The organism is Streptomyces sp. WMMB 322 (assembly GCF_900090145.1).
Classification (GTDB): domain Bacteria; phylum Actinomycetota; class Actinomycetes; order Streptomycetales; family Streptomycetaceae; genus Streptomyces.
The window spans coordinates 465,699-484,515 of the sequence record NZ_FMHI01000001.1 but is presented as its reverse complement, the minus strand read 5'-3'; the positions used below and the strand labels follow the sequence as shown (position 1 = coordinate 484,515).

The 18,817-nt window shown below is 70.4% G+C and carries 14 protein-coding genes and 1 pseudogene; 2 read left to right on the top strand and 13 right to left on the bottom strand.

Features of this window, described 5'->3' with window-relative positions; translation table 11 throughout:
• Positions 1 to 811 precede the first annotated feature (811 nt).
• Positions 812 to 2,353, top strand: coding sequence for a sodium/proline symporter PutP (putP, locus tag H180DRAFT_RS02065; protein WP_107097546.1), 1,542 nt, complete (start codon positions 812 to 814; stop codon positions 2,351 to 2,353).
• 303 nt (positions 2,354 to 2,656) lie between these two features.
• Here putP and H180DRAFT_RS02060 read toward each other — a convergent pair.
• The 12 genes and pseudogenes from H180DRAFT_RS02060 to H180DRAFT_RS30725 all read right to left on the bottom strand — a co-directional run.
• Positions 2,657 to 4,369 (bottom strand): annotated as a pseudogene (locus H180DRAFT_RS02060) (SpoIIE family protein phosphatase); the annotation flags it as partial.
• A 1,918-nt stretch (positions 4,370 to 6,287) separates the two neighbouring features.
• Positions 6,288 to 6,509, bottom strand: a complete 222-nt coding sequence (locus tag H180DRAFT_RS02055) for a hypothetical protein (RefSeq protein WP_055484183.1) — start codon at positions 6,507 to 6,509, stop codon at positions 6,288 to 6,290.
• Between the two features lie 285 nt (positions 6,510 to 6,794).
• Complete coding sequence (locus H180DRAFT_RS02050; RefSeq protein WP_055484182.1) at positions 6,795 to 7,670, bottom strand: MurR/RpiR family transcriptional regulator; 876 nt, start codon at positions 7,668 to 7,670, stop codon at positions 6,795 to 6,797.
• A 161-nt stretch (positions 7,671 to 7,831) separates the two neighbouring features.
• On the bottom strand, positions 7,832 to 9,046 hold the full coding sequence (locus H180DRAFT_RS02045; protein ID WP_055484181.1) for a M20 family metallopeptidase: 1,215 nt from the start codon (positions 9,044 to 9,046) through the stop codon (positions 7,832 to 7,834).
• Complete coding sequence (locus H180DRAFT_RS02040; RefSeq protein ID WP_055484180.1) at positions 9,043 to 9,807, bottom strand: amino acid ABC transporter ATP-binding protein; 765 nt, start codon at positions 9,805 to 9,807, stop codon at positions 9,043 to 9,045. The genes H180DRAFT_RS02045 and H180DRAFT_RS02040 overlap by 4 nt, the downstream gene beginning before the upstream one ends.
• On the bottom strand, positions 9,804 to 10,808 hold the full coding sequence (locus tag H180DRAFT_RS02035) for an amino acid ABC transporter permease (protein WP_055484179.1): 1,005 nt from the start codon (positions 10,806 to 10,808) through the stop codon (positions 9,804 to 9,806). The genes H180DRAFT_RS02040 and H180DRAFT_RS02035 overlap by 4 nt, the downstream gene beginning before the upstream one ends.
• Before the next feature lie 2 nt (positions 10,809 to 10,810).
• A complete protein-coding gene (locus H180DRAFT_RS02030; RefSeq protein WP_254665823.1) occupies positions 10,811 to 11,773 on the bottom strand; it encodes an ABC transporter substrate-binding protein in 963 nt (320 codons plus the stop codon).
• A gap of 599 nt (positions 11,774 to 12,372) precedes the next feature.
• Complete coding sequence (locus tag H180DRAFT_RS02025) at positions 12,373 to 13,089, bottom strand: class I SAM-dependent methyltransferase (protein ID WP_055484178.1); 717 nt, start codon at positions 13,087 to 13,089, stop codon at positions 12,373 to 12,375.
• Positions 13,090 to 13,193: 104 nt separating this feature from the next.
• On the bottom strand, positions 13,194 to 14,834 hold the full coding sequence (locus H180DRAFT_RS02020) for a GMC family oxidoreductase N-terminal domain-containing protein (protein WP_055484177.1): 1,641 nt from the start codon (positions 14,832 to 14,834) through the stop codon (positions 13,194 to 13,196).
• Positions 14,831 to 15,526: a DUF5987 family protein gene (locus H180DRAFT_RS02015; protein ID WP_368073100.1), complete on the bottom strand. Its 696-nt coding sequence runs from the start codon at positions 15,524 to 15,526 to the stop codon at positions 14,831 to 14,833. The genes H180DRAFT_RS02020 and H180DRAFT_RS02015 overlap by 4 nt, the downstream gene beginning before the upstream one ends.
• Complete coding sequence (locus tag H180DRAFT_RS02010) at positions 15,523 to 16,179, bottom strand: hypothetical protein (protein WP_055484176.1); 657 nt, start codon at positions 16,177 to 16,179, stop codon at positions 15,523 to 15,525. The genes H180DRAFT_RS02015 and H180DRAFT_RS02010 overlap by 4 nt, the downstream gene beginning before the upstream one ends.
• A 300-nt stretch (positions 16,180 to 16,479) precedes the next feature.
• Positions 16,480 to 16,614, bottom strand: coding sequence for a hypothetical protein (locus H180DRAFT_RS30725; protein ID WP_302622421.1), 135 nt, complete (start codon positions 16,612 to 16,614; stop codon positions 16,480 to 16,482).
• Positions 16,615 to 16,825: 211 nt separating this feature from the next.
• Between H180DRAFT_RS30725 and H180DRAFT_RS02005 the strand changes: the two genes are divergently transcribed.
• Complete coding sequence (locus tag H180DRAFT_RS02005) at positions 16,826 to 18,208, top strand: MFS transporter (RefSeq protein ID WP_074466553.1); 1,383 nt, start codon at positions 16,826 to 16,828, stop codon at positions 18,206 to 18,208.
• A 9-nt stretch (positions 18,209 to 18,217) separates the two neighbouring features.
• Here the strand turns inward: H180DRAFT_RS02005 and H180DRAFT_RS02000 are convergent, their stop codons facing one another.
• On the bottom strand, positions 18,218 to 18,757 hold the full coding sequence (locus H180DRAFT_RS02000; RefSeq protein WP_055484175.1) for a GNAT family N-acetyltransferase: 540 nt from the start codon (positions 18,755 to 18,757) through the stop codon (positions 18,218 to 18,220).
• Positions 18,758 to 18,817: the final 60 nt, after the last annotated feature.

Sequence of the window (18,817 nt, the reverse complement as noted above, 5' to 3'; positions counted from 1 at the left end):
TGGCAGTGAAGACAACCTCCTGCCCGAACACCGACGACGTCGGCGAGGAAGTCACTTGGGTGATGGTGGGTGATGCCACGGTCCGCCCCTCTCGTCGCGCCCGCCGCTTCCTCATCACCCCGCGCCACTGCTGCGCGTCTTTGTGGTCCGGGCCCAATGCCCCCTTTCCGCATCGGAGTTGGGAGCAACGACCAGAGCACGTCTTCGAACGGTGCCCCGGCTGAACCGGGGCCCGGGTGACAGCGGCCAATACCATTGATGGACTCACGCCTCGAAACGGCACACCAGGGCAAAGTGTGTAATTACCCTGAATGGAGCAGCGCGCGGGTGTGTGGGGGGCGCAAACTTCGGCTCAGACCAGCGCGCGTTGTCGGCAGCCGCTTCTGGGGCGCCCCTTCCGGGGACTCGGTTCGCGGGTCGCCGGGCGCCGCTCCACCACCCCGCACGTCGCCGGCCGCCCGGATCACCTGCGCCGACGCCGCGCGTACGGCATCCGGCCCTGTTCTCACCGCAGTTGGCATGGCCCACCTGCTTGCGACGTGACCCGGAAGCGCTTGCATGCCTGCGGAACCGCTTCGCCCTGTGCTCCCGGAGTACCGGGGCAGGAGGCCGCTGTCGGCGGACCGGCGAACCAAGGGCCGGGTTTCCGGTGCTGCTGATGCATCACGATCCAGACGCGATCACAACGCACGACGCCGGATTCCCTGGCCAGAATGCGCCTTTCCTTTCTAAGCTCCCTCCTCCCCCTCACGATTCATTGCCGCGTGCGCGGCGTGTGCCGGCGCTCTTTCCACATCACAGGGAGAATCACGTGATCGCCCTGACCGTCCCCGTCATGATCACCTTCGGAGTCTTTCTGATCGCGATGGTCATGGTCGGCATCATGACGCACGAAGAAACGGCCACCTTCGACGACTTCACCGTCGGCAGCCGTCAACTCACCGCCCCGGCAGCCGCGCTGTCCGCAGGGGCCGCCGACATGTCCGGCTGGCTCTTCCTGGGGCTGCCGGGCGCCGTGTACGCGGCTGGCATAGGGGCCACCTGGATCGCCTGCGGCCTGATCATCGGCACTTACCTCAACTGGCTTCTTGTCGCACCCCGCTTGCGCGTCTACACCGAGCGGGTCGGTGCGGTGACCCTGCCGTCATATCTGGAGGAGCGGTTCGAGGACCGGAGCAGGGTGATCCGGTTCCTGTCGGCCGTCGTCACCGTGGTGTTCTTCACCATCTACGTCGCCGGCGGACTGGTCGCCTGCGGTCTCCTGGCCGACGAGATCTTCGGCACGGGCTTCGAATTGGGACTCACCGTCTTCGCCGTGGTGATCGTCATCTACACCATCCTCGGCGGCTTCCGCGCCCTGAGCGTCACCCACTCCATACAGGGCACGCTGATGTTCCTCACGGCCATTGCCCTCCCTGCGATCGCCATCGGGAAGCTCGGCGGCTTCGACGCGCTGCACAGTGAACTCACCGCCGCGGCCCCGGCACTGCTCGACCCGGGGACCGAGGCATCCTTCGCCGACGAGAAGTGGACGACAGGCGAGCCGCTCGGGGCCGTCGGACTGATCTCGCTGCTCGCCTGGGGGCTCGGCTACTTCGGCCAGCCCCACCTCCTGACCCGTTTCATGAGTATCCGCAGCACACGGGACATACCGCTGGCCCGCCGTCTGGGCGTGGGCTGGGTGACCGTCGTCCTGGTGGGGGCATCCCTCATCGGGCTTTCCGGGATAGCCGCGCTCGACAAGCCGCTCGCCAACCCGGAGACGGTCTTCATCACCCTGTCCGCACAGCTGACCTCTCCCTGGCTCGCGGCGGTCCTGCTGGTGGCCGTGCTGGCCGCGATCAAGTCCACGGCGGACAGCCAACTGCTGGTCTCGGCCACCTCCCTCACCGAGGACCTCTACCGGGCGTTCCGCAACCGACAGGCCTCCGACGCGTCACTGCTGCTGATCGGACGTCTGAGTGTGCTGGCCGTGGCACTGGTCGCCTATGCGATTGCGCTGAGCGGCGGCGCCGTGCTCGACATCGTCGCGTACGCCTGGGCGGGCTTCGGCGCGGCATTCGGCCCGGTGATCCTTCTGTCGCTGTTCTGGCCGCGGATGACGGCAGCCGGCGCGAAGGCCGGAATGCTCACCGGGGCCCTCACCGTCCTCCTCTGGAAGCAGATCGACCCGCTCCTGGGGCCGCTGGAAACGGGCGTTTACGAGATGGTGCCCGGGGTGCTCGCCGCCACCGCGGCGGCACTGCTTTTCGGCAGGTTCGCCGGACGCCGCCCAACGCAGGACTGGACCAGCAAGACAGCGAACCGCCACCCCGCATCGCACATGGACGGTCCGGGGGTCCTGACTCAATGACGCAAGTGCGGCACCTGGACGACCGGGGTGCGGGCAAGGGCCCCGGTCACCGACTGTCCGGCCGGAGTCCCCAAGCCGGCCCCGTTCTGCTTCAGATCGGTCCCACACCGGGGGCACCAGGTGATGCCTCGGGACATCGGAACGACCTCGAACCCACGTCGGGTCCGGGGTCGTTGACGTCGTGACCCGGGTGGCCGGCCGGTGGGCCTGTGGTCGGGGGCGGGCGGACTCGGCTCGCGGAGCGTCCGCCCACCGGTTCGCCCACCGGTGCCGACGGGTCGCGGCGGACGCGGGCGCCGGCGATCAGCGGCCGGGAGCCTCCGGCGCTGTCTGTTCCGTCCAGATGACCTTTCCGTGCTTGGTGTAGCGGGTGCCCCAGCGGTCGGTCAGCTGGGCGACGAGGAAGAGGCCACGCCCGCCTTCGTCGGTGGTGGCCGCGTAGCGCAGGTGCGGCGAGGTGCTGCTGTGGTCGGAGACCTCGCAGATGAGCGTGCGGTCGCGGATCAGCCGCACCTTGATGGGTCCGGTGGCGTGGCGGATGGCGTTGGTGATCAGTTCGCTCAGGATCAACTCCGTTGTGTCCACGAGGCCCTCCAGCTCCCATTCCGCGAGCCGTTCGGTCACGGCTACGCGTACCCGGCCGACGGCGGAGGGTTCGGACTCCACGTCCCACTCGGCGACCTGGTCCGCGCCCAGCACCTGGGTGCGGGCGACGAGCAGCGCGATGTCGTCCCTCTGGAGCCCCGGGAGGAGCGCGTCGAGGACGGCGTCACAGGTCTCCTCGGGAGCTTGCTCCGCGTGCGTGAGGGCCTCGCGGAGAAGCTGGAGCCCGGTGTCGATGTCCTGGTCTCGGCGTTCGACCAGGCCGTCGGTGAACAGGACGAGCCGGCTGCCCTCGGGGAGCTGCAACTCCGTGGTCTCGAAGGGCAGTCCGCCGATGCCGAGGGGGACTCCCGACGGTATGTCCAGGAACTCCACGGTGCCGTCGGGGCGTGCCAGCGCGGGCGTCAGGTGGCCGGCGCGGGCGATGGCGCAGTCGCGGGTCACGGAGTCGTAGATCGCGTACAGGCAGGTGGCGCCGGTGATGGCGGTCTCATCGCCGGCGTCGATCGCGTCCTGGTCGATGCGGGTGACCAACTCGTCGAGGTGGCCGAGGAGTTCGTCGGGCGGCAGGTCGAGCGCGGAGAAGTTGTGCACGGCCGTGCGCAGCCGTCCCATGGTGGCCGCGGCATGCAGTCCGTGCCCGACGACGTCTCCCATGACCAGCGCGACGCGGGCGCCCGGGAGCGGGATGACGTCGAACCAGTCGCCGCCGACGCCCTCCTGCGCGGGCAGATAGCGGGAGGCGACCTCGACGGCTTTCTGTTCGGGCAGCGCGCGGGGCAGCAGGCTGCGTTGCAGTGTCACGGCCATGCCGTGTTCGCGGGTGTAGCGGCGCGCGTTGTCGAGGGAGACGGCGGCTCGGGCGGCCAGTTCCGCGGCGAGGGACAGATCGTCCTCCTCGAACGGCTCGGGCTTCTCGGAACGCCAGAAGTTGACGACGCCCAGCAGTACACCGCGGGCATGCAGCGGTGCCGCGATCAGCGAGTGGATGCCGTACCCGATGACCTGCCATGCCCGCGCGTGATCGATCGCCTGCCATCCCGGGGACTCCGCCAGGCGGGGCACCAGAACGGCCTTGCCGGTCTCGAAGCTGCGTGACTGCGGCGAGGAGCGCACAAAGGTGATCAGGTCGCCGGTGGCGAACAGCGGGGCGTCGCTGTGGATACCGCTGAAGGCGAGGCGACGCATCCGCGTACCGCCGTCGCTCGTAGTGATGCCGGCGCCGTTGACCCCCGGTTCTTCGCCGCGCAGTACGGGCTCGGCAAGGTCGACGGTGACATAGTCGGCGAAGCGCGGGACGGCTACCTGGGCGAGTTCTTCGGCCGTATGCGTCACGTCGAGGGTCGTGCCGATGCCGCCGGTCGCGTCGTAGAGCAACCGCAGCCGCCCGCGGACCAGTTCGATCCGCTGTGACGCCTCGCCGATCATCTCCATCACGTCGTCGGTTCCTATCTGCTCCTCTCCGGCCACCGCGTCGACGGCGAGCCGCGCCGACGCCACACCGACCGAACCGGCGAGCTGCGCCTCCGCGTGATGGACGAACTCCGGGGACGCCTCCGTCTCCGGTGAGTCGGGCTGTCGTCCGGAATACGAGCGCATCGCCCGCTGGGCGCCGTCCCGTCCGAGGAAGCGCTCCAGCAGCCTCTGGAGGTCGCCGACCGTGGCGCGGACCTGCCAGCGCCGTTCCCGGACGGACTCCGCAAGGACGTCGACGAACTGCACGGCCTGTTCACGCTCGGCGGCGTCCGGCCGTCCGGCGAGGGAGACCGCGACGTACCCGCCGAGGTTCAGCAGCGCGCTCCAGAACATCGCATGGCTGATCGGGTCCATTCCCGCCAGGCCGAAGAGCTGCTCGGGCCGGAGCAGTTCGACCCCGAAGGGGCCCTCGCGCAGGAAGGAGGCGGGCAGCAGCCCGGACTCGGCGAAGCTGGGCAGCAGCAGCGTGTACGTCCACACGGCGAAACCGGCCACCAGACCGGTCAGCACACCCCGGCGGGTGCCGCCCTTCCAGAACAGGCCACCCAGGATCGCGGGCGCGAACTGTGCCACCGCCGCGAACGACACCAGCCCGATCGACACCAGCGTCGGCCCCTCGCCGGCGAGCCGGAAGTAGGCGTACCCGAGCAGCAGGACGAGCACGATGGTCGTCCTGCGGATGCCGAGCACCAGCCCGGTGAGGTCCGCCCGTTGGGCGATCCGGGCCTTGCCGCGCAGCAGCAGCGGCATCACCAGCGAGTTCGACACCATGGTGCTGAGCGCGACGGTCTCGACGATGATCATGGCGGTGGCCGCGCTGATGCCGCCGATGAAGACGAACAGCGCGAGTGCCTGCTGGCCCTCGGCCATCGGCAGGGCCAGCACATAGGTGTCGGCGTCGACGGACTTTCCGAACGTCAGCAGCCCGCCGGCCGCGACCGGCAGCACGAAAACGTTGATCGCGAGCAGGTACAGCGGAAAGAGCCACATCGCCCGCTTGAGATGCCGCTCGTCGACGTTCTCGACGACGGTGATCTGCCACTGCCGTGGCAGCAGCACGACCGCCAGCATGGACAGCACGTTGAGCCAGACCCACTCGCCGTATCCGGTCTGCTCCTGCAGCGTGAACAGCCGGGTGAGGCCGGCGTCCGCGGCCTGGGTGAACAGGTCGTCGAACCCCGAGAACATCCAGAAGGTCACGAAGATCCCGGCCGAGAGGAACATCACGAGCTTGACCACGGACTCGAACGCGATGGCGGCGACAACGCCCTCGTGGCGTTCGGTGGCGTCCAGGTGCCGGGTCCCGAAGAGGATGGTGAAGGCGGCGAGCAGCAGCGCCACGTAGAACGCGCTGTCCTGGAGCGGCGGGACGTGGCCGAGCTGCGACGTGGGGGTGATCGCCGGGTGCAGCCGGATGATCTCGAAGGTGTTGGAGACCGCTTTGAGCTGGAGAGCGATGTAGGGAACGATCCCGATCACGGCGATGACCGTGACCAGGCCGCCCAGCGCGGCGCTCTTGCCGTAGCGGGCGGAGACGAAGTCGGCCAGCGACGTGATCCGGTGCCGGCGGCTGATCCGGATGAGTCTGCGCAGCAGAAGCCAGCCCAGCGCGAGCATGAGCGTCGGCCCCAAGTAGGCGGACAGGAAGTTGACCCCGGCCGTGGCTGCCCGGCCCACACTGCCGTAGTACGTCCAGGAGGTGGCGTACACCGCGAGGGACAGCGCGTAGACCGTGCCGTTGTTGATCAGGCTCCGGCCGGCGTCCGCCCGCCGGTCGCCGAAGAAGGCCACGGCGAACAGCACGCCCAGGTAGGCGACCGACGCCGTGACGATGACCCAGGTCTGGAGCACGGCATTACCTCCGGCTCGACCTGCCGCCGGTGCCGGCGACCAGGGCCACCAGGACCACCAGGACCGCCCAGGCGAGGAAGAGATACGCCGCGAGAACCGGGACGCCGAGCACCTGGCCCATGCGGTCGAACTGCGGCAACAGCGGCGGAACGATCAGCACGAACCCTAATACCGCTACGGCCACCAGGCGCCCGTTGAGCTGCTCGTCCTCCCGCGACTCCGCCACAGACTGCCTCCGTATCCCTGCCGTCACGCCCCGCCACCGGCCCCGGTGTGACCAGTGTCATATCACGGCAGAATCGACACCGCCATGTCCGGAATCCTCGCCCGTCCAACTCGGGACCAGGACGCCCGTCACCGCGCCGGAGACCACCATGCCCCGGCACCTGTCGTCGGTGCGAACACCAGACGTGGCGGGTCACTTGAGCGGCATGGCAGCAGGGTGCTCCGCCCGCGGGCCGGAGTCGCCACCCGGTACGGGCAACCCGGTACGGCATCTCGGTACGGAGACTCAGTACAGGCCGATGCGCCGCGCGGTCTCCTCTCCGTGCCGCATGCGGGCGTGGGCCTCCTCCCCGAGTTCGATCAGCACACCGGCGACGACCGTCTCGATGACTGCGAGCGCCGGCACGAGGCTGTCGTAGGGGGACGGTGCGGCGACCTGGCTGGGCAGGACGACCTGCGCCTGCGCGGTCACGGGTGAGAGCCACGTATCGGTGAAGAGAATGATCTTTCCGCCGTTGTCGTGGGTGAGCTGCGCGATTGCCGCCTTGTCCTCCTCGTAACGCCGGTAGTCGAAGACGACGAGCACGTCACGACGGTTCAGCGCGGCCAGGTGTGCGGTGCGCTCCACCGCGCGGTCGGGCAGGAAGCGGACGTCGTCGCGGAGTTGCATCAGGTGCAGGCCCAGGTACTGGGCCAGCAGGTGGGTGAATCGCCCGCCGGCCAGGGTGATCCGGCGTTTGCGGTCGGCGAGCAGGTTCACGGCGTGGTGGAGGTCGTGCGGAGGCAGTTCGGCGAGGGTGCGCGACACCGCCTCGCCGAAGAGTCTGCTGCCCCGTTCGATGAGCGAGGAGCTGTCGCCCTTTCCGTCCCCGCCTTCGCGCCCGTAGCCGGCGGTCTCGTACAGCGACAGCGGGGAGGCGTTGCGTTCTTCCACTTCGCGCCGGAGCACTGTCTGGAAGTCGGGAAACCCGCGGTATCCGAGCCGGTTGACGAAACGGATGACGGTCGGTGCACTCACTCCGGCCCGCTCGGCGAGGGTGGCGATCGTCTCGAACCCCGCCGAGGGGTAGCCCGCCAGCAGCACCCGCGCGACTTTGCGCTCGGCGGGGCTGAGGTCACCGAGCTTCTGCCGGATCTCGTCGGCGAGGACGCTTGGGGCCATGGTCCGTTCCTTCCGTGGGCGGTGTGCGGGGGTGGATGCGGTCGGGGGCCGGGGAGCCTCTGGCGGGCCGATGCTGCCGGACCGCGGTGCGAGCGGGGTGCGGCGGCACGGGGGGGACGGTTCCCGTCCCCCGCATCCCGCGACGCCTCCCTTTCCCCCTCTCAACCCCGGCCCCGGTCTCCGAGTGCCGCGACGAGCAGCGCCAGCAAGGCTGTGCGGGCGGGCACCGTGCTGGTCTCCAGCCACTCGTCCGGTGTGTGGTCGCAGCCGCCGACCGGGCCCAGTCCGTCCAGCACGGGCACCCCCGCCCCCGCGATGAAGTTCGCATCGCCGACCCCGCCGGTGACACTGCGGCCGAGATCGATCCCGACTTCGGTGCCGATCCGACGGGCATGCTCGTACATCTCCAGGGATGCCGGCGTCTCCTCCAACGGCGGGCACACCTCCAGCTGCTGGACAGTCACCGAGGTTCCCTCGACGCGCGGCCGTGCAGCGATCTCCTCGATCGCCGCACGCACGGCGATGATCTCCCGCCGGCGCGCGGCACGCACCTCGACGTCCAACTGCGCCTCAGGACAGACGATGTTGGTGCGCGTGCCGGCCCGCACGATACCGACGTTGACGGTCACTCCTTCCCAGCGTCCGTTCAACTCCTGCAGTCCGATGACGAGATGAGCGCACGCCAGCGCGGCGTTGGCTCCTCGTTCCGGTTCGATGCCGGCGTGAGCGGCCCGTCCTGTGACGGTGAGACGGAAGTCGGCGACGCCCTTGCGGGCCGTCACCACGTCGCCGTTCTCCCGCGCGCACTCCAGCGCGAGGGCGAAGTCGGCGCCCCGGGCCAAGGCCTCGGTGTGCGGACGGCTGGCGGGCGAGCCGATCTCCTCGTCGGGCGTGGCGAGGAGGACCAGTTCGGCGTACTCGTCGAAACCGGAGTCGAGGAGGATCTCCAGCGCCGTCAGTCCGGCCAGCAGACCGCCCTTGTCGTCGCTGACGCCGGGTCCGTGGGCCCGGGTGCCGATCAGCTCGAAGGGACGCTGTGCCGCGCTGCCGTCCTCGAAGACGGTGTCCATGTGTGCGACGAGCAGTATCCGGGCTCCGCCCTCCGCTCGCGTCAGGCCGCCGGGGCGGCGCGCGACCAGGATGTCGCCGAACCGGCGGCCGTCCACCGCCGGGCAGCGGATGCGGTCGACGGTGAAACCGAGCCGCTCCAGGCGTCGCCCGGTCCAGTCGGCCACCCTGTCGACCCCGGCGGGGCTGTACGAACCGGAGTCGATGGAGACGAGTTCGGCCAGGTCCCGCAGAAAGTGCCCGTGCCGGGCACGTGCCAGCGACAGCAGCGCGGCGGTGCGCTGCTGCTGCCGCGCGAGCGAGGTCACAGGACCTTCGAGAGGAACGCCCGGGTGCGGTCCTGCTCAGGGTCGGTCAGCACTCTTCGGGGGTCTCCGGCTTCGACGACGACGCCTTCGTCCATGAAGACGGCGGTGTCGCCGACCTCACGGGCGAAGCCGGTCTCGTGGGTGACGACCACCATCGTCATACCGTCCTCGGCCAGCTGCCGCATGACGTCGAGTACGTCTCCGACGAGTTCCGGGTCGAGTGCGGAGGTCGGCTCGTCGAACAGCATGAGTTTCGGCTTCATGGCCAACGCCCTTGCTATCGCGACCCGTTGCTGCTGCCCGCCCGACAGCTCCGCGGGGTAGCCGCGAACCTTGTCGCCCAGGCCCACCCGTTCCAGCAGCGCATGCGCCGTTTCCCGCGCCTGCGCGCGCGGCACTCCTGCGACCTGGACGGGAGCCTCCATGACGTTCTCCTCCGCGGTCATGTGCGGGAAGAGGTTGAAGCGCTGGAAGACCATGCCGATGTCGCGGCGCCTCTCGGCGACTTCGCTCTCCCGCAGTTCGTGCAGCCGGGAACCCTGCTGCCGGTAACCGACGAGTTCTCCGTCGACGGTCAGCCTGCCGCCGTCGACCTTCTCGAGATGGTTGATGCAACGCAGAAAGGTGGACTTGCCCGAACCGGACGGCCCGAGCAGACAGCACACCTGTCCCCGTTCCACGGTCAGGTCGATGCCCTTGAGGACTTCGAGCCTTCCGAAGTGCTTGCGCACGCCCCGGGCGTGCAGCAGGGGGGTGCTCAACTCCGTACCTCCTTGCCGGTGTCCGTACCCTCTGCCTGTTTCGTCGCCGCCGCTCCCGGCAGTGCGGGGCGCCCGGCGGCGTCCCCCGTGAACAGGCGCCCCAGGAGCCCGGCCCGGTCGCTGCGCACGGTGCCGCGCCCGAAGCGTCGCTCCAGCCACGCCTGGGGCACGCTCAGCACCGACACCATGACCAGGTACCAGATCGAGGCGACCACGAGCATGGGGATGACCTGATAGTTGGCGGCATAGACGGCCTGGATGTTGGACATCAGGTCGTGTGCGTTGATGACGGAGACGAGCGCCGTCATCTTCAGCATGTTGATCGTTTCGTTGCCCATCGGCGGGATGATGACGCGCATGGCCTGCGGGAGAACGATGCGCCGCATCGTCTTGCCGGGACGCATGCCCAGCGACTGCGCCGCCTCGGTCTGCCCGGCGTCGACCGACTGGATGCCCGCACGGACGATCTCGCTCGCGTACGCAGCCTCGTGCAGCGCGAGCGCGAGAAGCGCGGCAAGTCCCGGGCTGAGCACGGAGTTCGTCCTGGCGGAGAAGAAGGTGATGTCCGTGAACGGGATGCCGATCATCACCATCGGGTACAGGGCGGCCGCGAAGCCCCAGAAGATGATCTGCACGAGCAGGGGTGTGCCGCGGAAGAACCAGACGAACAGCCCCGATACCACCGTCAGCACAGGGTTGTCCGACAGCCGCATCACCGCCAGCACGACGCCGAGCAGCACGGCGAGCAGCATCGCGCCCGCCGTCAGCCACAGCGTGGTGAACAGTCCGTCGAAGACGAGGTCCTTGAACAGGTTGTCCGCGACGATGTCCCAGCGCAGGTTCTCGTTGCGGGCCAGCGACCCCAGGAGCCCGGCGAGCGCCACCACCGCGAGGACGGCCGCGAGCAGCCTTCCCCAGTGGCGTACCCGCACGACGGTGAGTTCCCCGGCTGCCTCGGCATCCCTCGCCGGGGTGCCGGTGGGTGTGGTGGCCGTGGACATCGTCACTCCTTGCCCGCGTTGACGGTGGCCTTCTCCAGCGCGATGGACTCCGCTCCGTACTTGGCGCAGATTTTCTTCAGCGTGCCGTCGTCCATCAGTGCCTGCACGGCCTTGCGCACCGCTTCGGTCAGTTCGCGCAGCTGCTTCGAGACGGCGATGCCGTTCGGCGAGGCGCCGTAACCGCCTTTCGCGGAGGGGTCCTCCACGAGGTCGAAGGCGTTGCCCTGGTCGGCGGTCTTCGCCGTCCAGCCCGCGGCGGGCTTGGTGAGCACATCGGCGACGACCTTGCCTGCGCGCAGTGCGAGCTGGGCGTCGGAGTCCTTGGGAAAGGGCTGGATGTCGATCTTCTTCTTGCCGGCCGCCCGGCACTTGCGCTGGTGGCTCTTGAGCAGGTCGAGCTGGTTCGTCGCAGCCTGAACGGCGACTCCCTCGCCGCACAGGTCGTCGAGTGTGGCGATCTTCTCGGGATTGCCGTCGGCGACCATGATCCCCGAGCCGGACACGGAGTAGTCGACGAAGTCGAGCACCGCCTGACGCTCCTTGTCGTCGGTGATGGCCGAGATGGCGACGTCGAACTTGCCTGCCTGGATGGCGGGGACGATGCCGTCGAACTTCTGCGGCTTGAAGTCGAACTTCACGCCGAGCTTGGTCCCGACGGCCTGGCCGAGTTCGTAGTCGAGCCCGGTGATGGCGGTGCTGCCCTCCTTCTCGAACATCACGAAGGGGGGATAGGGCACGTCCGTGGCCACGCGCACGGTGCCGGAAGCCTTGATCTGCTCAGGAAGGGCCTCATGCAGCTCGGGGTCCTTCTTCACCTTCACGCCGGCGATCGTCGCGGTGGCCGGCGTGCTGGGGGTCTCGTCGTCCGTCCCGTCTCCCTGGCCGCACGCGGTGAGAGCGAGGAGGGCGCTCACCGTCACAGCGGCGGTGGCGGCGGGCGAACGGGGGCGGGAGGCTGGCGTCACGGTCGATCCCCTCTCGATGAGTGCCGACGGCCGAGTCGCACCGCGGCTGGTTCCGCAGGAAATTACATCAGGCGCCATTGAATGGCTATATGTAACGCGAACCTCGCAACGAAAGACCCCCGCGACCGAGCGAGTCAGCCGCAGGCAACATCCGGATCAGCCAGCACATTTGGGGGCGGAGTCCAGGAATGAACTGCCGTTCCACCCCCAGCACCACAAGAGAACGGTGTTACATCTTGCACTGAACCACGAGCATCTGTACTTTCCCGATGCGCGGGGTTGTCCCGAACCCCCGCTCCGGCCTCCGGCCCCCAGCCCCGGTCTCCCCCACGGGGCCGGAGGCCGGCGCACCGGGCGAAACGGCATGCGGCGGGCGAAGTCGCGGCATGCGGCGGGAGGAGTCCGGCCCGTCGCCGGGGCCGGTCCCGGGCGACCAGGCATTTGGCCTTTCCTGCCGCCGCGTCCGGCACCGCCGAGGAGGTCGCCGCCCCACGGGCCCGGGTCACCGGCAGCCGCCCGGCCGGTGACCGGCACAGGATCCCGCGACCGGGGTGGTCACCCCGGGGACGGTCCGGCTCAGCAGACGGGAACCGTCCGGCTCAGCAGAAGGGCCGGAACTCCTTGAAGTCCGGCGTCGGGGGCGGAGCGGGCAGCCGGTAGGCCCGGGTCCGCGGTCGGCCACTGGCCGGGTCGGTCGTCCCGCCGTCCAGGGCGCCCGGCATGGGACGCCACCCCAGATTGGTCTCGAAGTACGCCGCGGCAGCGCCCACCGAGGGCCACCAGACGTCGTCGAGCAGCACGACGCCGCCGGGCCGGACGATCCCGCCCAGGAAGTGGAGGTCGACGAACACGTTGTGGAAGTGGTGGCTGCCGTCGACGAACGCCGCGTCCGCGGCAAAGCCCACATCGGCCAGCCTCGCGAGAAAGCGCTGCGACGGTTCGGTCACCAGCTCGGCGACGCCGTCCAGGCCGGCGCTGCGCAGCAGCTCCCACCCCACACCGTCGTACACCGTGTACTGGAACGGGTCGATCACCACGTGCCGCGGGGCCCGGGTACCGGCACCCAGCAGCGCCTCGCCGATCGCCAGTGCGGAGCCGCCGTAGGCGAGTCCGATCTCGACGACCGTGCACGCCTGCTCGTCCGCCAGGAGGTCACGCACCTGATCGCAGTCGCGCTCCGGCAGCGAGACGGTGGCGTGGTCCGGAGCACCGTCGGGACTCCGCGGAGGTCCGTGCTCGGCGAGCTCACGGCGTACGGCAGCAACCCGCTCCGGCAACCCGCCTGCGGCTCCGTCCGGTTGCACCATCGAGCTCATCGGACACACTCCTTCTTGCCGAGGCACATCACGCGACCAACTGTGTCACTCGGAGGGGCCGGGCGAAGTGCTCGGTCACAGCATCCGGAAGAGGCGGGCGCGGTTCACCGGTTGTTCAGCAGCTTCAGCACCCCGCGCCGCCCGGACGTCGAACCGTCGGGTGCGGGCGCTCCGTAGCGGACGTCCACGCCCGACTCGGCTGCCCGGTCCACGATGTGGCGGCTGGCGCGTTCGGCGAGGGCCGCGACGGTCAGGGACGGGTTGACGCACAGCGACGTGGGCACCGCTGCTCCGTCGGTCACGAACAGGCCGGGGTGGCCGCGCAGTTCGTTGTGGTCGTCGAGTGCCGACGTGGCCGGGTCGTCACCCATGCGGCAGGAGGAGAGGGGGTGGGCGCTGAGCGAGCCGACCACCTCGCTCCAGGGGCGCACCCGGGCCAGGCCGTCGCGTTCGAGGACGGCGCGTGCCTCCTCGTCCGCAGCCTTCCAGCCGCGCAGCGTGTTGGCGGTCGGCCGGTAGCGGAGTGTGGACAGGCCGACCGACGAGGCGACGCGGGTGAAGCTGCCCGTCGCGGGCGGAAGCCCGAACCGGCCCTCGTTGTCGTCCTCGGTCATCGCCAGGACCGACAGCCACGACCTCCAGCGCGAGCGCAGCTCCTTCTTCTCCACACCGAACCAGCCGGACTCCGGCCTGTCCGTGGCCTGGGCGAGGATGTTCGTGATGCCGGGGAAGTAGATCTGCTGGAGGGAGAAGCGGGTGAACTCCTCGGCGTCCGCGTCGAGTCGGTCGTAGGACATCGACCCGATCGGTTTGCCGACGGGGAAGCCCTCGTACGCCGTGCCCGGGGACCGTTCGAGTCCGAGCAGTTCGCCGGCTTTCGACTCGTCCACATCGGCGATGGAGACCCTGTCTCCGTTGCCGGAGAAGTACCGGCCCACCGCGCGCGGCATCCCGCCGAGCAGTGCGGCCGAGCGCTGCAGCAGTACCGGGGTGCCCATGGCGCCGCCGGCGAGGACCACCACCTTGGCCTCGATGGACCCGGCGCCCTGGGCGAGCCGGTAGTCGTCCGCGTCGAGAACCGTGTACGCGACCCGGTACCGGTAGCCGGGGGTGGTGGCGGGCGCGATGGTCTGCACTTCGTGCAGGGCCCGCACCTCGGCGCCGGACGCGGTGGCGGCGGGCAGGTAGTTGAGCAGCATCGAGCGTTTGGCGTCGAAGTGGCAGCCGTTCAGCATCCAGTTGCAGTTGGTGCAGCTCTGCAGGTCCACGGCGACGGGCACCGGGTTGCACGTACGGCCGGCCCGCTCGCATGCCGCTGCGAACAGGCCGCCCGGGTAGGGCACTTGATTCCACTGCTGCCGGGCCACTGGCAGGGTCTCCTCGACCCTGTCGTACCAGGGGTCCAGGGCCGAACGGGTCAGGGCCCGGGGCCAGATGCGGCGGCCCAGGCTTCCCTCGCGCTCGAACACGAAGCCCGGCGCCCGCAGGGAGGCGGCGAAGTAGACGACGCTGGAGCCGCCGACGCAGTTTCCCGCGACGACGGTGATGCCGTCGCCCTGCACCAGGTCGACGATGCGGGTGTAGCTGCCGATGCGCTGGTCGTGTGTGAAGTCCCGGGCCCCCAGGCGGGGTCCGCGTTCGAGCACGACGACCCGGGCGCCGCCCGCCGCCAGGTGGTAGGCGGGTATGGAGCCGCCGAAGCCGCTGCCGATGACCAGGACGTCGGTACGTTCGGTGACGCTCATGCGGGGTGGCCTCCGGCGGTGGTGTGCGGATGCTCCTGCGCGAGCTGCTTGCCGTACGAGTACGTGGAGTAGCGCCAGAGGCCGTCCGCGTCGGGCTCCGGGAAGCGCAGCCACGTCAGTCCGGGGTGGCGCCGCTCCAGCGCGTCGGTGGTGTGCAGGTGGGCGGCGGTGTCGAAGGCCGCCGCGCTGAACAGCGCGAGCAGCACGTAGACCTTCTGGTCGGGCCCGGCGCTGCTCAGCAGCTTGCCCGCGAGGCGGGTCCGGTCGTCGAAGTCCAGTGCGACGAACGGGGGGCGGGTGGGAAGCAGCACACGGCCTCGGGCGAGGGCCCAGGCGGTGGCCTCCGTGTTCACCAGTGCCGCGAGCCCCGGGAGGAGCAATTCGACACCGAGTTCCGGGAGTTGCAGAAGCGCGACCGCTCCCGCCTGGACGGCGCCGGGGCCGGGCGCTGCGCCGGCGACGGCATGGTCGTGGGCGTGCCGCTTCTCGCCGGGGACCATGGTGTCGGCGAACGCCTCGATCGTCGCGACCGTGTCGAGGGGGCCCGGCGCGGGGCCGGCGGCCGCTCCGGTGCTGCTGGTCCCGGTGGGTGCCGCGCCCGCCGGCGTTGCGGAGAGAGCGCCGCTGCCGACGGCGGCCAGCGCGCCCGTCAGCGCCGCGACGAGCTGCCGCCGCGACGGCCCCGGGCTCACGTGCCGGTCCCCAGGCACGGGAGTGAGGCGGGGAGTTGGGCCGAGACGCCGCCGGCCGCCTTCTCGAGGGCCTCGGCGAGCCGCGGATCGTACGGGCGCAGCGCGGCAGCGGCCTCGCCGGCCTCGGCCGGCTGCCCCGCGACGGTCACGTTGCGCACCGACGCTCCCGCGGTGCCGGACGCCTTGTCGAACCAGTAGCTGCCGTCCCAGCCCACCAAGGCGGGATCGCCGGGCCGCACTTGCACGCTCCAGTGGTCCAGCTGCCAGTAGCGGCAGGCCGGAACAGCGATGGCGAAGCGGGCGGGCTCGGCCAGCAGGAACCGCACCGCGCCGCCGTTGGAGACGGTGATGTCCCGCTTGGCGTACTCGACGCACAGCGGCTCCGTCCCCAGCATGCTCAGCGGCGGCGTCTCGCCCTCGCCGAAGTGGTGGAAGGTGCAGTCCTCGGCGAAGGCCGGGTCGGTGTATCCGCCGACGCCGGGAGCGGTGGCCCCGGAGGCCGTGACGTCGGGGGACGTGACGTCGGGGGACGTGACGGCGGAGGTCGCGGCGTCGGGGGACGCGGCGCCGGCCGGTGCCGCACCGAACGCGCCGAGCGCGGAGAGCAGCAGAACGGCCAGGCCCGTGGCAGCGGCTCGGCGGATCGACGGCATGGCAGGACCTTCTTCCCGTTCCAGCCCCGGCGGGGCTCGGTTACTGGCGGGTCACTAGCGAGGTGAATCCTGATACCCGCGGTACGGCAGCGCAAGACCCCTGCACACGCCCCTACGAAACCTCCCCGGGACGGTCCGGTGGGCACCCGACGCGTCGTCCGGGCTCTTACGTGAACTGCACGAGCCGGGCGCGGCGGAGATCCGCGACGCCTTGGCGCAGCCGCGCCGCCCAGGAGGCCCCTCGCGCTCCGGCGGGCCGACAGGGCGCGGAGCGGGAACTCGTCAACCGGGCCCTCTCAGTCAGGCGTCACCGGCCAGATATCTCTCGATGTCCGCCATCGTCCGCGCGTTGTCCTCGAACAGCAGGCCCCGCATGCCCAGCGCTTCGGCGGCCTCGACGTTGACCGCACCCCGCCGATGTCGAAGATGACGCAACGCGAGCTCATTCGGCCCACTTTCCTCATCCGGGGGCGCGTAACGGAGGCCCGGTGATTGCCCGACGCGGTCACCCTCGGACTTCCCCCGAGGGCAAGGTCAAGGCGGCGGGCAGGTCGGCAAGACCGGAACTGTTCGCCTGCCCGGTGGGAAAGCAGCCGCGCCGAAAACAAGTTGAGGGCCGCCCGAGGGGACCGCGAGGCTGGCGGACATGCCAGACGCCGCCGGTGCCCGCCGTAATCGTCGCGATGACGGTTCCTCGCCGGAGGACACGCGGCTGCTGGGCCTGACCGGTCACACCCTCATCGCGCATCCCCGGAGCGCGGACCGACCGGCCGGGACCGTCCGCCCGACGGGCCGTGCGGCCCGTCAACTCGCCCCGTACGCACGGCTGTTCGCCGTACCCGGGGCTCGCGCCTTCACGGTGGGGAACCTGCTGGCCCGGCTTCCCATGGGGATGTTCGGCGTCTCCGCGGTCATCATGATCGCGAGTACGCGCGACTCGTACGCGCTGGCGGGTGCCGTGTCCGCGACGGGGCTGGCCGCCACCGGCGCGGTGGGCCCGTTGACGGCGCGGCTGATCGACCGGCACGGGCAGGCACGGATCGCGCTGCCCGCGGCGGTGATCGCGGCGGCCGGGGCGGCGTCGCTCGCGGCATGCGTACGGTTCGGGACACCGGACTGGACGCTTTTCATCTCGTACGCGGCAACTGCCACCACGCCGAACACCGGTGGCATGTCGCGGGCACGCTGGACACATCTCTTCCGGGCGGATCCCGCCGCCCGGCACACCGCCAACTCCTTCGAGCAGGCCGCCGACGAGCTGTGCTTCATGGCGGGCCCGCCCTTCGCCGCGCTGCTGTGCACCCGGCTCTTCCCCGAAGCGGGGATGCTGACCGGGGCCGTGCTTCTGCTGCTGGGAATGCTCGTCTTCACAGGGCAGCGCAGCACGGAGCCGCCGGTCGCCCCGCGTGACGCGGGCCTTGCCGCTCCGCCTCTCCGACTGTCCGCCCTCCTGCCGCTGTTGGTGACGTTCCTGTGCACCGGAGTCCTGTTCGGAGCGCTGGAGGTCGCGACGATCGCGTTCGCCGACGAGCGCGGAGAGCAAGGGGCCGCGGGCGTGGTGCTCGCGTGCCAGGCGCTGGGGTCGGCCGTTGCGGGCCTGTTCCTCGGCACGCGAGGTGCGCCGGCCACGGCTCTCCTACGGCGCTTCGCGCTGTGCGTCGGCGTGATGGCCGTTCTGGCGTTGCTGCCGCTCACCGCGGCCGCCGCCGGAAGCCTGCCCGTGCTCGCCGTCGCGCTGCTCGTCGCCGGCATGGGCACCGCGCCGACGATGGTGACGGGCATGACGCTGATCCAGGAGACCGTCCCCGCGGCCCGGTTGAACGAGGGCATGACGTGCGCCGTGACGGCACTGCTGGCCGGCGTCGCCGCCGGCTCGGCCGCCGGAGGGTGGTTGGCGGAGCACACGCGGCACCTGTCCTGGCCCGCCACGTTCACGGTGCCGCCGGCGGCAGCCGTACTCGCCGCGGCCGCGGCTTCCTCGGCGCTCGCCCTGTCGGTGTGGCGTGCCCGGACGGGGCGCGGCGGCTGACGAGCCGTCTCAGCCGGCGTCCGGCCGCCAGTCCCGCACGAGGAGCCCGAGCAGCACCTCGTCCAGGAACTCGCCCATCACCCAGGCCGAGGAACGCAGCACGCCCTCGCGGACGAAGCCGTTGCGCTCGGCGGCGCGCAGCATCGCGGCGTTGTCGCAGAGCGTGTCGATCTGCAGCCGGTGCAGGCCGCGCACGACGAAACCGTAGTGGCACAGCACCGCGACCACGTCGGTGCCGTAACCCTTGCCACGGCAGGACGGCAGCAGCCCCAGCCCGATGTGCGCGGACCGGTTGTGATTGTCGATGTTCCACAGCAGCGCACTGCCGACCAGCTCTCCGCCGTCCAGCTCCACCACGGAGAACGGGACGTGCCGCTGCTCCTTGTCGTCGACGACGAACTGCGCGTCCTTCGAGCCGGGCGTGATCGGCCGCCACGGCCGCGGGTCGGCCCGCGAGGCGTTGACCACGTCGCCGTGGAGCTCGGCCTGCAGGACCGGGACGTCCTCCTCGTGCCGGGCCCTGAGCCCGACCTTGCTGCCTGTGAGCATGCGAGCTTCCTATCCGGCCGTGCCGGCCGGCGGCAACCGAATAACCGGACGTCAGGGTCG